Below are 15,654 nucleotides of genomic sequence, written 5' to 3' on the forward strand. Positions count from 1 at the left end.
GGTCGCCGAGCCCACGGGAACCTTACGGTGGCGGTATGCCGCGCATCGAGCTGACTACGCACGTTCAGGCCGTCCCGGAAGCTGTCTTCGACGCCTGCCTCGATGTTGATATGCACACCGAATCCATGGGAAGTAGTGCCGAGCGGGCGGTCGGCGGCATGACGACCGGCCGGTTGACGGCCGGCGATGCCGTCACGTGGGAGGCCCGGCATCTCGGCCTTCCTTGGCGGATGACGGTTCGGATCGTTGACTACCGGCGGCCGCACGGCTTCGCGGACGAGCAGATCAGCGGCCCATTCGGCCGATGGCGCCACGAGCACAGCTTCACGTCGATCCCGGATGACTCCTCGACAACCCTCATGCGCGACGTCATCGAGTTCACCGCGCCGATGGGACCCGTTGGCGCCCTCGTTGCCAGCCTCATCCTGCGGCCCTACCTGCAACGCCTCATCGCACGCCGCAACATCTATCTTGCTGCCGCCCTGGCGGGGCTTCCTCGCTCAGCCATGAGAGGCGCGCAAGATCCGGAACATGGGCCGCATGATCAAGATCGCCGCTGACCCGCTTCCGCCTATTCGCTCCGGGCCTCTCGTTGCCGAAGCAATCCGGGCACCGCGCACCACGCGGCGATTTGATCAATTTTCGGTGCCATTGCGGAGGATGGACGCAAGCCTGCCTTCCGGCTATCTTGCTTCAAGATCAAGGGGGGGGGCAACGTGGGTGCGTCCGGGTGGAGCTACTACGTCGCATATCAGCCGGATCTCCAAGTCGCGCTGGACGGACTGCGGCGGCAGGTTTTCGAGACCGGCGACTACTGGTGGGCTGTGCCGTATGAGTACGGCAAGTCGGCGGCGGATTTTCCGAATCGGCCGATGACGGAGGCCGAGCTGTGGGCGGACGAATCCGTCCAGGAGTCCGGTACCCACTCGATACTGGATATGTCGCGAATCTTGGCCGACGGTGAAGAGCCTGGCTACGGGACGATTCAGCCGGTGATCGAGGCGGAGGCGATCGAGTACCTGGGTACCCGCAAGCTGACTCGGTCGCACGTGGAGGCGATCGAACCTCTCGCTAACCGAAGCTGGTTCGGCCGGTGTGCGGTTTTGCATGACGCTGACGGCAATCCCAGCGAGATCTACTTCTGGGGTTCCTCTGGTGACTAGGGCTGTCTCGTAGCTGGACGGCGGTCTCGGCCGTCTCCGCATCTCGTCCTCGGCATGACACGCGTGACATCTATCTGATTCGAAGGAAGCTCGGCATGACTGGTCCACGCGAAACGTTCCTCCGACTGGTGAACGGTGTCTGCGACGGTCCGTACGAAGACCTGGCCGACCTGTACGGCGAACAGACCCATGTCACGCATCCGTTTCACCCGCTCAATCCGCCACCGCTGCGCAGCCGCAGCGAGCTGCACGAGCATTTCACCGCGGCGCCTCCGGTGGGCCGGACGTTGAACCGTAAGCCGGTCGACGTGAGGATTCATGAAACCGCGGACCCGGAGGTGATTGTCGCCGAGTTTGCCTATCAGGGGCGGGTCGCCGAGACGGGTGAGGCCTTCACGGTGCCGTGCGTCTTCGTGATGCGTATCCGCGATGGGCTCATTATCGAGTCCCGGGATTACATCGACCACGTCGCCAGCGCGCGGGCGTGGGGTCAACTCGACAGCCTGTTGACCGCGCTCCGGCCGCAGACGAGCGGCACCATCGACGGCGAGCCCCGACCCTGATTCACGCCTCGCCAGCAGCGGTGTGTCGAGGGCGACTGCGTTGGCTGCCGTCCTGGGGCAGGATCGTTGCGTGGTCAGCATCAGTCAGGAATCCCGTGACGAAACCGCGCAGCGGCTGCGACGCGTCATAGCGGCCGCCGAACTGGTCATATTCGACGGCGAGTGGTCGTTTTTCGAGGCGCCGCTCACTCAGCCACCGGCCTTGACGGTTGACCTGCTGGCCGTGGTGCGCGACGAGGATCGGTGGTCCTGGCTGGCGCCAGGCGGGGCGACCGACGGTGAACGCTTCACGGTGTTCTCGTTCCACTTCCCGCCGGAACTGGACAACAGCGGGTTCGTCGGGTGGCTGGCCACCGAGTTGAAGCGCCGGCTGGGTACCGGGGTGTTCGTCATCTGTGGTCACAACGGCGACCGCGGTGGCATCTACGACTACTGGGGTTGCCCAACGCAGGTCCGCGCCGAGGTCGTACAGGTCCTGGGTGAGCTGCGAGCCGGCCGGTAGACCACAGCGGCGGTGGCCTCCAGCCGTACATGACCTCGGGACGAGCGGGTCAGGTGCCGGTCTGCCGTTCCAGTTGCCGACGAGCATTTCGCCACAGGTGCTCGAATTTTCCGGGGGACACATTTTCCAAGGCGGGATCCAACGTGGCGGCGGGCAGCGGGAACGGGGCCTCCGGCACAACCCCGTACCGCTGTTCGTACGCGCCCACCGCGCCCACTATCCCTGAGTCGCGAGCGATGAGCACCTCTGCGAGCGACGCTGCCGCAACGACGACCCCGTCCGATACGCGCACCTCAACGTGGCGCAGCGCCCACCCATCAGCGTCCAGCTCCTCGTAGTTCCAACGGTCGTCATCCGCCGAGTACCAACGGACGTAGGTGAGCACGCGACCATTAAGCCACCTCCATGGGGCACTTCGGAGGCGCTGGGACACGATGTCACGCGTCGGTTGTGCGGTGGCGGGCGCGCACCAGGTGGTGGAGCGCCACCAGGGGAGCCACGCCCACCGGATACCAGGCCAGGTCGACCGGGTCGAACTGCACACCCAGCGCGAGCCTCGCGGCGAGGCTCCGCGCCGACAGTTCGGCTGGCACCCCGGTCAGCTGTGCGAGCTCCACCACCCAGCAGAAGGCCGTGGCGACGGTCCCGGCGGGCATCGGCGCCATCCGTGGCCACAGGAACAGCACTGCGGCCCAGACCATCGACGCGTACAGCGCGGTGCCGGAGTACTGCCGCAGCGCCCCGTCGTCGACAGCGCGAATCAGCAGTGCGAGGCCCAGGAACAGCAGCGCGGCCAGGGGCATGAGCCACCGCACCGTACGGGGCTTGATCGACATTCTCGCCACGGTAGCCCTTTGCCGGACCGCGACCTGTACTCCCTCTCGGCTCGATCGAGGGCTCCCACACACGGCCTCGTCCTGAGTGCGCCGGGGCCTGGGATTGATGTGAGGATGGCGAGGTGCTGAGTATCGGCCCGTTGACACACCTCGACCGCGGCGAGTGGGAAGCGTTGACCCGGAGTTTCCACGCGCACTGGGCTGGCCGGCCGGGTCGGCCCGCGACCGAGGTCGACGACGATGGCTACGAACGGACCTGGCAACGCCTGGTGGACGGTGGGCAGATCCGGGGCATCTGCGCACGGCTCGACGGCACGATGGTCGGCATCGCGCATTACCTGTTCCACGCAAGCGTCTGGGGCGCCGGGAGGTGCTATCTGGCCGAACTGTTCGTTACGCCCGAAGTACGACGGCGAGGCATTGCCACCGCAATGATCGAATGGGTGGCGAGGGATGCCGACCAGCACGGATCCCCACGCCTGTACTGGAACACCGAGGTCGATGCCGAGGCCCGAGCTCTGTACGACAAGATCGCGGTCTACCGGGGCTATGTCGTGTACAGCTACTCACCGTCCGCGACTGCCGCCAGCTAAGCCAGGTCAGTACGCCGCCGATCACGTGATGCCGCGCGCCCCCGTGGTCGTTGACGCTTCACCGGACGACGAGCGCTTCGCCCATGCGTAACGCTCCTTCGGCGCGGTCGATGTGCTGACCGTCGTCGAACGCGGTGCTGGCTATCCGGAATCGTGACGGCTCGGCGATCTCCGCACTGGCGAGAGCCCACGGTCCTTCGGGGTCTGCGCCCGGCACCGCGGCGAGGAGGACGACGCCGCCGTGCTGAGGGACGTCGTGGTCGGCGTGGGGCTCGTCGTACCGTGCGTGACGCAGCACGACCGGGCCGGAGCGGATCGTCTCAGGCGGCACCCCGGGGGGTACGTGACGCCACCGTCGAGCAAGCTCCGCGAAGGCGGCCTGCCGGTCGGCGCCCCGACGCGTGCTCGCGGCGAGAATGGCGCTGCCCGCGTCGGCCGCGATGCGGCAGATGTCGAGGATCGGCACGCCGGCGGCCCGCTTCGGATAGTGGTGGACGAGCCGAGCGTGGTTCAGCAACATGACGAGCGCTTGGGCGGCGGCCTGTTGCGGTGCTGTGAGGGTCGTCGTCGGTACCGGCTTTCGTCGGTGCGGCCGTGTGTGCGGGGTGACGAGGTCGGCCGCCCGGCCGGCCGTTGACTCGTACCATCGTCGGTCGTCGGGCCAGACGGAAGCCTCGGTCGCCCGCAGGCGACCGGTGCGCCCGATCGTCACCCCCGGCCCGGCGTCGGTGTGGCTCACGGCAATCCCGACCCGGTCCTCGGCGTCGAACCGCAGATCGGTGACCCCGTCGAAGGTGAACCTCAGCGGCGCGGCCGGCCAGGGCTTCTGGGACCCGTCCCGCGAGACGCGTCCGGTAGCGGGGGTGAACCGTCGTGGAGTGGCCAGGGTGAGCTGTACCTGCATTCCCGCATCCGAAGGTCGGGCCGTGAGTGAGCGCACGCTGCCGGCGGCGAGGTCGTAGTCGCGGGCGAGCGCGTCGACGATTTCCTCGGTCAGCCGGAAGACGCCCGGGAAGACGCGCCCCAGGTAGTCCCGACGGACGGAACGGTCCGGCTGCGCGATGGGGAGCACCCTGTCCAGGCTCGGGTCCAGGTCGACCATCAGCCTGCGTCGGTCGGCACCGAGGTCAGCCATCCACCGTAGGCCGGCGCGCGCTCGTCTGGATCGAAGTGGCCTGGGAGCGCATGCCGCACCCACCAGAGGTACGGCGTTGTTGTCCCAGATATCGGCGATGCGGCCGATCCGAGCCGCGTCGAAGCCCCGGGCGTCCGTGGCCAGGGCGGTCATCTCGCGGATGGAGCGGTCGAGCAGCCCGGCGAAGGCTTTCAGCGGCGAACTCACGGCCGCGAGTATCGCACCCGCGACCATGGGGCACGGCACAATCCGGTGGCCGAGGTCGCTGCGGATCGGCCGCCCGCGGGGATCAGCCACCCGGGCAGCCGGCCATTATGGCCTGGACGTCTGCCTGGCTGGACGCCCGTGCGAGCGCCCGTGCGTCGTCGATCAGCCCCGGCCAGTGGTCCACCAGGTTCCCGTTCCACTGGGCCGCGCCGATCCTGGTCATGCCGACGGCGTCCCAGCTGGCGCTGACCGCCGTCGCCGTCGACGGCACGCCGTTGACGTAGAGCCGCATCACGTGTGCGGTCGCGTCGTAGACGCCGGCCAGATGGGTCCAGACTCCCGAGCGGGCCGGACCGGTCGAGAACGCGACGACGTCCTCGGGGTTCGCCGAGTCGGCGGTGGGCAGGATGAACCACCACTTGTTGAGCCTCACGTTGTAACCGAGGTAGAAGCTGCTGGCGAGCAGGCCGTCCTGACTCATGGCGGCGAAGTCACCACCCGCGCCGTCGAGGCGGACCCAGGCCGCCACGGTGAAGCTCTGGTCGGTGCGCAGGACCGGACCGGGCGCGGTGGCCCCACCGGTGTGTCCGTCCAACTGGAGCGCGTTGGCGCACCGCCCGGTCGTCCAGCTCGCACCGCCGACGAGAGCGAGTGGGAAACCGTTGCCGGAGTCGTCGGAGGCGTTGACGCCGGTGCCGGCGTTCAGCGACCACCAGGCGCCGGGCCCCAGGATGGTGGCGTCCAACAGGTCCCGAATCTCCTCGGGCGCCGAGGTCCGGTCGATGATGCGGGCCTCGTCGACCGCGCCCGGCAACCAGTTGACCGGCCCACCGCCAGCCATGGCGCGGCCGATGACGGCCGGTCCGGTGGCGGTCCAGGTGCTGGTGTGTGCGACGGTGCCGACGAGTTCGCCGTTGACGTACAGCTTGATCTCGTGTTTGAGGCCGTCGTAGGTGGCAGCCAGGTGGGTCCAGGTCTGCGCCACCGGTGACTGGGTCGACCGGACGACGGTGCTGCCGCCGGGCCGGGTCGGACCGTCCTCCTTGCTCATGGCGAATTCCCAGCGTTGCGAGGTGGCGTCATAGCCCAGGCTGAACCCGCTTGCTGCCTCGCCGTCCTGGCTGACGGCGGTGGCCGGACGATCCAGGCGGTCGAGCTTGACCCAGGCCGCGACGGTGAAGCCGGTGTTGGTTCGGGCGACCGGTCCGGCGGTCCAGGCGGCCGCGCCGGCGGTACCGGGGAACGCCAGGGCGCTGCCCCGTTTGCCGGCCTTGGTGCTCACGCCGGACGCGACGAAGAGGGTGTGCCCGTTGCCGGTGGCGTCCCTGCGGGTGGCACCCGCCGCGATATCGTCCAGATCCCACGTTGCCCGCGCACCGTACGGGACGTCACTGGCCATCCACTCCCGAACCTGGTCGGCGCCGGTGGCGACGCCGACGGCGTGCACCTCGTCGAGGGCGCCCGGCCAGTACACGTCCCGGCCGCCGAGCCGACCCCGACCCAGGGCGAAGGATCCACGGGCGTCCCAGGTGGCTTCGTGCCCGGCCGTGGCCGCCAGTCGGCCGTTGACGTAGAGGGACAGTTGGCGCCGGTCGTGGTCGTACACCCCGGCGAGGTGAAGCCACACGCCGAGTTGCGGGGGCACCCGGTACGCGGCGACGTCGGACGGGACCGTGTCGGCCGCGCTGTCGGCGCGTTTCCTGCCGAAGATCCAACCCACGCCGGCCCGGTAGCCGAGGACGAATCCGCTGTCGACCTGACCGTCCTGGCTGACCGCTACGGCGGTGGCGTCCCGGTCCAGGCGCACCCAGGCGGCGACGCTGAAGCTGGCGTCGGTGTGCACGACCGGGTTCGCCGTGTACGCCTGCGCGGCGACGCCGTCGAGGGTCAGCGCGTCGGTGCCCTGCCTCCGGGTGGTCCAGCCGGTGGCGCCGATCCGGGCGAGGGTGTGCTGGCCGCTGGTGGCGTCGCTGTCGGTGCCGTCCAGCGGCCACCAGGCGGTCGGACCCCACCGGCCGAAGGCGCCAGTGATCTCGGCGACCCGACGGCTGGACGCGGCGTACGGATAGACGTGCAGGTCGTCGAGGAGGCCCTGCCAGCGCGACGGCGTGAATCCGTACCAGTTGCGGTAGCCGACGACGAACGGACCGGCGGCGTCCCAGGTGCTGCGGTGGGGCGCCTGCCCGGCGAGCCGTCCATCGACGTAGATGCGCAGTTCGCCGGCCTCGTGGTCGTAGACGCCGGCGAGGTGGGTCCAGACGGCGACCTGTGCCAGCGTGTTGGACAGCGCGACGTCCTCGGTGCCGGCCTCGGTGTCGCTGGTACGCATGACGAAGGCCCACCGGTTGGTCACGTCGTAGCGCAGCTCCATGCCGGCGAAATTCATCCCGGACTGGCTGACCGCGACCCGCCAGTCGGCGGAAGCGTCGAGCCGGACCCAGGCGGTGACGGTGAAGCTCGTGTTGGTGTGCACGACGGGCCCCGGCGTCTGTCCGCCGGTGCCGTCGGCACCGTCCAGCGCGATGGCGTCGCCGCCGGACTGGCCCTCCCGCCAGGAGTAGCCGCCGCGCAGGGTGATGGGGTTGGCGGTACGGGTGTCGGCCAGGACGCCGGTGTCGGTGCGGTCGACCGGCCAGCCCGCCGCCTCGACGGGCAGGCCGGTCGCGAGCACCGAGAAGTCGGTGTACTGACTCCGGTTGCCGGCCCGGTCCACCCCGTAGACCCGCAGGGTGTCCAGGGTCTTGACCGGGGTGACGGTGATCGTCGCCTGGCCGTCGACGGCAGGCACGGTGGTGGCCGACCTGTCCTTGAGGGCGTAGGCGAGGGCGACGACGTCCGGCATGGCCCGGGCGTCGAGGCGGAACTGTGCGGGCTGGTCGACCTTGAACGTCGTGGGGCAGGCACCGACGCAGACCCGGGTCACGGTCGGCTTGCCGGTCGGTGCGGTGGTGTCCACGACGAACCGGCACCACGGGCTGGCCGGACCGACGTCCACCACCCCTTCGAACTCGTTGTTGTAGGCCGACGCCCGCCACTCGTAGACACGATCCTGTTCGAGCGCGGTCGACACGGGTACGGCCACCTCCTGTCCGGAGGCGTGGGCGTCCGAGTCGGCAGAGGAGATCGAGGACGAGCCGGCCTCGCGCCATTCGAACCGGGTGAAGATCGACTGACCGGCGTCGGCGTCGAAGAGCCGGACCCGGAACTCCGGTCGGGGGGTGTCCACGTAGACCGGGGTGGTGGCCGAGCAGCCGGCGACGCGGGCGGTGCTGACCTGGGTGGGCGCCGCCGGCAGACTGTTGTACCAGACGTCGACGAACGGGTCGTTGTCGAACACCTTGCCGCCGTTCCCACCGCTCGACTCGTCCGACGCGATGGCGAGGGTGACCTGTGGCAGGTGTGCGGCAGCCGCCTCGGTGACCAACGGATGGAGATCGAACTCGACCGTCTCCAGCGTCTCGCAGTCCCCGGAGGGTGTCTTGACGGAACCGAGGTTGCGCAGCAACGCCGGCTTGGCGTCCCAGCTCCCGGTCGCCGCGATTGGTGCGCTGGTCCAGAGGAACACCGGCTCCGGGCTGCACGAGTAGCGCCACTTCTCCTTGAGCGTGAAGATCGCCTTCTTGATCTGCTTGTCGGCCAGGTAGCCGGTGTCCAGTTGGAAGTACGACCGGAACCGGTCCGTCGTCGAGTCCTCCGGATCACGGCCGACCCGGGCGTCGTAGGCGGAGTCCCACCAGCCGTAGTACGAGAGGTCCTGCTCCACCATGAGCCAGTGCTGCCGGTCGGCCGACTGCGGCGGGTCGAGATACACCGGGAAGGTGGTCCGTGGGTCGGTCAGCAGGCGTCGGTCGGGCACGATGGTGAGGGAGTCCCGCTCGACGCGCAGACCCATCCGGGCCCGCCGGTCACCGAGTGCCGGCTCCCGCTCGCGGGACACCACCGGTTCGGCCCGCCCGGCCCGCCCGGACACCCCGGTCGTGGCGGCTCGCCGCCGGGCACCGGAGGAGTCCCACATCCAGGCGGTTCCGAAGGTGACCGCGGGCGTACCGTCGGCGGTCACCGCCACGGCCGTGCCGGCCGGATCGGTGCGGACGGTGAGGCCGGCGGTCCGCAGCCCGAACCGGATCCGCGCCAACTCCGGTCGCCGGGCCGCCTCCGCCGTACGGACCACGAGTACCTCGGAGAAGCCGGCGGCGGTGGCGTGCATCAGCAGGTCCACGCCGGGGATGACGTCCGGGTAGCGGGCGGTGTCGGCGGTGAGCACCGGAGGGGGCAGCGGCTGGGGCCAGCTCAGCGCCAACTCCGCCCCGGTGGCGGTGCGCAGCACGGCGAGGTCCCCGGTACCCCCGCCGGACAGGGTCAGGTCGACGGTGGTGGCCCGGGGCGCCACCCGTCCGTCGGGCCGCCGGCCCAGGGTGGTGTCGATCGGCACCCACCCCGCTCCGGTGCGGGCGCGCACCGGGCGGGCGTGGATGCGGGCCGAGTAGGTGCCGTCGGGGTGGGCGAAGACCTCCCGGTTCGCCGATCCCGACGCCGTGTCCTCGACCGGCCGCCCGGTCTGCCGGGCCCGGGCCATGGCCGAGAGGTCCTGCCCGACACCGGGCGGCTCCGGTGGCCGGGACCGCGTCGTGGTCGAACCCGACGGTCCCACCAGCAGCGCCGCCCCCATCAGGGCCGCAGCCGCGGCGTACGCCAGTCGTCCCATCGTGTTCTCCCGTTCTGCGGTTCCCGGTCGGAGCGTGCGGGGTGGTCAGCCGAGGTAGTAGACGCCGCCGCTCGACGGCCAGCCACCGGCGGAGCGCCCCGTGCCTCCGACCGTGCCGCCGCCCGTGCCACCGTGCAGGAAACGCTGTATGTCGATGCTGTTGCGCGGCGGGCCACCGTCCGGTTCGTCGTCGTAGATCTCGGTCCGTACGTTCTCGTAGGGCCGTGGGCTGAGGCAGTCGTTCCAGCCCACGCAGTCGCGCTCCTGCCACTGGTAGACCACCCGGGGCGCCGGGTCCGGCCGTTGAGCGCAGGCGATCGCCGGCGCCGGATCGCCGCTGTCGCAGGCGCTCCACCGGCTCTCCCGGATGTCCCGGCCGTAGTTGCGGGGATAGACCTCGAAGATCGGCAGGTCGATCACCCACGAGTCGGACTCCCGCACCGGTGCGGGCCCGTTGATCACCCCGGTGACGGAGCAGGTGCCGCCATGGCACTGTGGCCTCGGTACGGGCTTGCCGGTGCTCGACTGCGATGCCACCCGGACCGGGTCAGCGACGCCCAGTCGCTTGAACAGGCTGTCGTACGGTTCCGGGATCCGGACCCGGCGACCGTCCGGGTCGGTGAAGGTGGTCGGATTGTTGTTCGCGTACGCGTACCCGTTGACCTGCTGTGAGTCCTGGTGGTCGACCACCGGGTCGGCGGCGTCGAACCGACCGGACCCGGGGTCGTAGTCGCGTGCGCCGAGGTGGGTCAGGCCGGTGAGCGGGTCGACGCCGCCGTCGAGGAAGCCCCGGCCGCCCGGCCAGTTCACCGGGCCACCGCGCGGGTCGCCGAACGGCAGCGTGTGACGGCGGGTCACCTGCCGCGTCGCCGCGTCGACCGCGAGTACGGCGGTGCCGCGCTGATCCGGTATCAGCCGCGTGACGCCGCCCTTGACCCGCAGCGCGATGGTCTCCCCGTCGTGCCGGTAGTACCGGTTCCCGGTCGTCGCCGCGCCGGAGCGGCGCAACTCGGTGTCGCCGAGATAGAGGGTGCTACCGCCCGCATCCCGGCGGATCAGCCGGTTGCCGTCCGCGTCGTAGATGTACGAGGTGGTCTGCCCGTTCGTGGTCACCGACGCGACGCGACCCTCCACGTCCCAGGTCAGCGACTGACCGGGCCGGCCGGTGGCGTTGCCGGCGGCGTCGTAGCCGTACCCGTCGGAGCGGTTGCCCGTCGGGCCGGTCGTATCGACGGTCCGTAGGGTGTGCGGCTGCGCCCCACCCGGCGCGGGGTAGGTGTAGGTGCGGGTGACGTCGCCCCCCACGGCGTGCCGCACGTCCCTGGTCCGGTTGCCGGTCGGGTCGTAGGCGTAGGACTGCCAGTAGGGCGCCGGGCCGGCCAGGTCACCGGTCGCCGGGTCGGCGGTGCAGTCGCCGGAACCCGCCCACGCCTCGGTCAACCGGCGCAACCGGTCGTAGCGGAAGCACTGGTCATCGCCGGTAGCCAGATCCGCTGCCCGGGTCAGGTCGCCCGCCGGGTCGTACTCGTGCACCGTGGCGGCCAGCAGGTCCTCGCCCAGCACCACAGTGGACTGGGTGAGGGCCCGGGTGCCGTCCTGGTAGCCGAAGCCGCGCACCACCTGCTGACCCGCCGGGCCGAGCGTCGACTCCTCGGGCTCGCCGAGGTTGGTGTAGCTGGTGCCGGCCACGTAGCTGTCCAGCGGCGAGGTCAGACTCGTCGGGAAGCCCAGGTTGTCGTAGCCCTGGCGCAGGGTCTCAGCCGGCAGGTCCCCGGCGGCCGGCAACCCGGTGGAGGTGACCTGGTCGCCCTCGTTGTAGGTGTAGGTGGTGGGGTAGGTGCCGGCCAGCCCGGTCTCCGTGGCGGGGATCACCACCGCGGTCGCGGTCCGTCGGCCCCGCAGGTCGTACTCGACAACCCGGGTTTCGTACCGCTGACCGGCCACGTAGCGGACCGCCGAGGCCGGCAGTCCCTTGCCGAGCGTCGCGGTGTCGTACGTCCACTCGGCCAGTTGGGGGCCGTCGGTCGAACCGGTGTACGCGCCGGTGCGGCGACCCAACGGGTCGTAGCGGTACGCCACCGTCTGGCCCCGACCGTCGCGGACGCTGGTCACCTGACCCCGCGCGTCGTAACCGGTGAGCGTCGTACCGGTGTCCGGGGCTTCCTCGCGCACCCGCCGGCCGCTCAGGTCGTAGCCGTAGCGCCACACGTTGCCGGCCGGGTCGGTGACCGTCGCCAGTTGGCCGCCCTTGGCGTACTGGTAGAGGGTCTCGTCGAAACCGCCGGTCGGGGTCGGTCCGGCGTACTGCCGCAGTGCCGACCGCCGGCCGTGGGCGTCGAGGACCTCGGTGGTGGCGGTACCACCGGCCGGCGGTGTGGTGGAGATCCGGTCTCCGCCGTACGCCGTCGTGGTGCGCCACCGGTCCGGGTCCTCGCCGAGGACCTGGAGCGCTGTGGAGGTCGGCCGGTCCGCGCCGTCGTAGCCGTACACCGTCTGCGCCGTCACCAGTTGCGGATCGGGTGCCAGCGCTCCGTTGACGGGGTCGGGGTCGTGCCGGGGTCCGACGACCACGGCGACCCGACCGTGCGGGTCGTACTGGGTGTCGGTGACGATCCGCCCGCCCCGGGGCGAGTCCCGCTGCGTCTGGCGTTGCCGCAGGAGCCCATCGAAGATCTCGTAGCTGTTCTGGTAGGTCGACCCGGCGAGCAGGGTACGGGTCAGCACGGCGCTCGGCCCGTCGCTGCGCACCGTGTAGCTGAACTCGACGTTCGCCGGCGCGCTCAGCGACCGTCCCGGCCGCCACACCCGTGTGATCCGGCCCAGGGGGTCGTACGCCCGGATGGTGGTGCCCCCGTTGGTGTCGGTCGTGCTGGCCTGCACACCGCGCAGCGGCTCGTACTCCGTCGTGGTCGTGAAGCCGAGGGCGTCGGTGACCACCGTACGGGTCAACGGTCCGCCTTCGGACGGGGTGTACGTCGTGCGGGTGGGTTCGTCGAGCGCGTCGTACACCAGCTTGGGCCGGCCATGCTGGTCGAGCGTGCGCCGGCTGGTGGTGACGTACGTGGGACCCCCGGTCCCGGTCTGCGCCTCCTCGACCCGGGTGACGTCACCCGCGGTCGGTGGGGCGCCCCACGTCGTGTTGCCGTCGTGGTAGTAGCGCTTCTCGGCGACCAGGTCGGTCGGGTACGCCCCGGCCGCGTCGCAGGCCACGCCGAGGGTCAGCTCCCGCTTGACCGCGCTGACGACCCAGTCGGTGGTGTTCTCGGCGTACTCGACCCGGGAGCAGGTGTCGTCACCCGGCTCCGCCACGTCACCCCGGTCGTGCGTCTCGATCAGGCGGCCCCGGGCGTCGTACGTGTAGGCCCGCTCGGTGGTTCGGACACCGCCGCCGGCCAGTGCCGTCTCGACGCGTTCCCATTCCAGGTCGGTCAGGTGGGCCTCCAGCGTTCCGCCGGTCCCGCCGACGCGGGGACGCTGGGCGGTGATCCCGAGGTCGCGGGGCTCGGCGACGGTACGGCTGACGAGCGCACCACCGTCGCCATCGAAGACGGTGACGGACCGGTTGAAGCCCCGCCACATCGGTAGGTCCGGCTCACCATCGACACCCACCTGATCGGGCTGGCCGGTGCGGTTGACGTCCCCGTCCATGCCCCGCATGAACAGGTGCTCGGTCAGCGTGCGCCGACCGCCCGCCGCGCCGGTGCGGACCTTCACCCGCTGGTAGCCGCGCCACTGTCCCCAGCTCTTGCGTCCGGCCGGCACCAGTTCGGCGTCGTCGTGATGCCAGCCGGACCCGCCGAACACGTACTCGTAGGAGGTGGTCTTCGGTGGGTTGCCGCCGACCAGGTCGGACTCGGTCACCTGACTCACGACGTACTTGTGGAACCAGTCCTCGGTCGGCGTGGTCCCCCAGATCGCCGGGAAGCACCGCTTCTCATTGCTGTCGACGGCGGGCACGGTCCCGGCCCGACACTCGGTCGGCTGGTACGCGACCTGGATCAGCCCGCCGGTCTCGGTGTAGATGGAACTGATCCGCCGCTTGTACATGGCCGGTCGGGTGTCGGCCCGGTCCACCCGGTTCTCCGCCGGCTGCCCGTCGAAGGTCACCGCCGGCAGGGTGGCGGTCCCGCCGACCAGGCCCGCCCGGGTGATCGAGTCGAGCCACAGCGCCGCCGGCTGCCGGTCCGCGGGCACCGGGTACGACTGGCCGAAGGTCCAGGAGTCCACGTCCCGGGCCGCGCCGCCGGTGACCACCTGAGTCGTGATCTTCGAGAGTCGCCTGGTGGACCAGAACGTCGGTGACAGCACCAGGCACCCGGTCGTGTCGCACCACTGGTCCCACGGCGTGTCCGGCCAATTCTGCGGCTGGGAACGGACGCAACTGGTGCCCGGAACGCACCGGTCGGCCGGAGTGAACACCACCCGGGCCGCGGGCTGCGCGGTGTAGACGGAACCAATCCGCTGCCCGTAGTCGATCCGGGTCGGTTGCCCGCCCCGCACGTACGGGGTGGGCAGGTCCGTCCGCCCCGCGCGGCCGTAGTGGTTGGTCTCCGGGGCGTACCAGTACGACATCACGTCGTTGTGGCGGTCCACGACGAAGTCCAGGTTCCACCGGTACGCCTGCTGGCACCAGGACGCCTCGAAGGTGGCGCCGTGACAGGGCTCGCCGGTGCCGTTGCCAAAGACGGGGACGGTCCAGGTGGACCCGGTGGTCGGGCTGCTCGCGCTGCCCTCCGGAAGCCGCTCCCGACCGAAGTAGTACAGGGTGCCCTCGGGTGAGGCCAGCCGCCAGTACTCGCCGTCGCGGGCGCCGTTCGGCGCTCCGCCGAGTCGGTCGACCCGCCAGCCGTCGTCCTGCTCAGCCCGCCACAGATCTTTGCCCGCGTCGTAGACCAGCTCACTGGTGAGGCCCGGCAGCACCACCGTGGCGTTGTCCGTCGCCCAGCACAGGTCGCCGCTGGTCGTGGGCCCGCCGTCGTCGCCGCACCGGACGTACGACCGTTCGATGAAGCCGGGCTGGTAGTCGAACCCCTCACCGAGCCAGGACGGCTGGTTGTTGGTGGACGCGACCCGCCCGTCGACCGAACCCGACGAGTAACGCAACGCGATTTCCGGCGTCGGGCCGGGCACGTTCGGCGTGCTCACCGGATAGGACCAGCTGAAGTCGCCGCTCTGCAGGCCTACCTGCCAGGTGGCGGACGGGGCCAGCGAGGTGGGGCGGAAACTGCCGGCGCTGCCTTCGGGGGCGGCGGTCACGGCGTAGAGTCCGTCGCCGACCTCGGCGCGCAGCAGGCCGCTGTCGACCTCGTTGCGGCTCGGCACCGCCGTGCCGGTCCGGCACCCCTTCGCGGCCGGGGTCGTCAAGGCGCAGTCGGGCAGCCGGACCAGCCCGAGGCGGCTGGCGTAGTCACCGCCGTACGCCTGCCGAAAGCCCGAGTAGTCGACCTCGACCGTGGTCTGCCGGGTCACCTTGTCGGTGTGGCCGATCCGCAGCACCATCCCCCGTGCGCCGACCCGGGCGGTGGTGGCGCGGTCGAAGACCTCCACCCGCGCCGTGCCCGGGTCGGTGGCCGCCCCGGCGACCACCGTCGACGCGCCCACCTTCACCGGCAGCGCGCCGGCCCGCACCAACGCCGACGCGTCGTCGCGCGCCAGCCCGCCGACCTCACGCGGCACCAGCACCTCGGCGATGCCGGCTGCAGGCCAGACCACCTCGGGTGCCTTACGCAGGGCGACCTTCGCCTCCGGGTCCGCCCCGCGCGGCTGGGCCAGCACCCGCTGCGCCGGCTTCCCCGACCAACCCTTGCCCTCCGCCGACCCAGCGGCCGGAGCAGCCAGCCCTGGCGGCGCCGAGGCCACCACCGTCGCGACAACCACCGCCACAACCAACAACCAACAATTTCGTACGCGCACCAGGACCTCCCGGGACATCTGGTCGTCATTCGAATAG

The 15,654-nt window shown here is 70.7% G+C and carries 10 protein-coding genes; 5 read left to right on the forward strand and 5 right to left on the reverse strand.

Translation table 11 applies throughout. The annotated features are described in order from the left end of the window. The first annotated feature begins 35 nt into the window (after positions 1-35). From ACQP03_RS10240 to ACQP03_RS10255, 4 genes are all read left to right on the forward strand, one after another. The gene (locus ACQP03_RS10240) at positions 36-560 is read left to right on the forward strand and encodes an SRPBCC family protein (RefSeq protein WP_433460831.1); all 525 of its coding nucleotides are present in this window, start codon (positions 36-38) and stop codon (positions 558-560) included. Positions 561-716: 156 nt separating this feature from the next. Further along, positions 717-1,163 (forward strand): hypothetical protein, encoded by a 447-nt coding sequence (locus tag ACQP03_RS10245; RefSeq protein ID WP_433460832.1) that lies wholly within the window; start codon positions 717-719, stop codon positions 1,161-1,163. Between the two features lie 95 nt (positions 1,164-1,258). After that, positions 1,259-1,726 carry a nuclear transport factor 2 family protein gene (locus tag ACQP03_RS10250; protein WP_357123237.1) on the forward strand — a complete coding sequence of 156 codons (468 nt, stop codon included), beginning with the start codon at positions 1,259-1,261 and terminating at the stop codon, positions 1,724-1,726. 70 nt (positions 1,727-1,796) lie between these two features. Beyond that, entirely contained in the window at positions 1,797-2,228 is a 432-nt protein-coding gene (locus ACQP03_RS10255) for a DUF6196 family protein (protein ID WP_357394115.1), read from the forward strand. Positions 2,229-2,277: 49 nt separating this feature from the next. On the opposite strand, the gene ACQP03_RS10260 is transcribed toward ACQP03_RS10255, so the two are convergent. Next, entirely contained in the window at positions 2,278-2,613 is a 336-nt protein-coding gene (locus ACQP03_RS10260; protein ID WP_357394117.1) for a hypothetical protein, read from the reverse strand. A gap of 52 nt (positions 2,614-2,665) precedes the next feature. After that, positions 2,666-3,064 (reverse strand): DUF2809 domain-containing protein, encoded by a 399-nt coding sequence (locus ACQP03_RS10265; RefSeq protein ID WP_357123246.1) that lies wholly within the window; start codon positions 3,062-3,064, stop codon positions 2,666-2,668. 122 nt (positions 3,065-3,186) lie between these two features. Here ACQP03_RS10265 and ACQP03_RS10270 point away from each other — a divergent pair, with 122 nt between their 5' ends. Then, positions 3,187-3,657 carry a GNAT family N-acetyltransferase gene (locus ACQP03_RS10270; protein WP_357394119.1) on the forward strand — a complete coding sequence of 157 codons (471 nt, stop codon included), beginning with the start codon at positions 3,187-3,189 and terminating at the stop codon, positions 3,655-3,657. A 58-nt stretch (positions 3,658-3,715) separates the two neighbouring features. Here the strand turns inward: ACQP03_RS10270 and ACQP03_RS10275 are convergent, their stop codons facing one another. The 3 genes from ACQP03_RS10275 to ACQP03_RS10285 all read right to left on the reverse strand — a co-directional run bounded on the left by ACQP03_RS10275 (position 3,716) and on the right by ACQP03_RS10285 (position 15,635). Continuing rightward, positions 3,716-4,999 carry a hypothetical protein gene (locus ACQP03_RS10275; protein WP_357394121.1) on the reverse strand — a complete coding sequence of 428 codons (1,284 nt, stop codon included), beginning with the start codon at positions 4,997-4,999 and terminating at the stop codon, positions 3,716-3,718. Positions 5,000-5,081: 82 nt separating this feature from the next. Then, a complete protein-coding gene (locus ACQP03_RS10280) occupies positions 5,082-9,704 on the reverse strand; it encodes a LamG domain-containing protein (RefSeq protein ID WP_357394122.1) in 4,623 nt (1,540 codons plus the stop codon). Positions 9,705-9,749: 45 nt separating this feature from the next. After that, positions 9,750-15,635, reverse strand: a complete 5,886-nt coding sequence (locus ACQP03_RS10285) for an RHS repeat domain-containing protein (protein ID WP_433460833.1) — start codon at positions 15,633-15,635, stop codon at positions 9,750-9,752. Positions 15,636-15,654 lie beyond the last annotated feature (19 nt).

Origin of the sequence: Micromonospora sp. CA-248212, from assembly GCF_050948405.1 — a bacterium.
In the GTDB taxonomy this organism is placed as follows: Bacteria; Actinomycetota; Actinomycetes; order Mycobacteriales; family Micromonosporaceae; genus Micromonospora.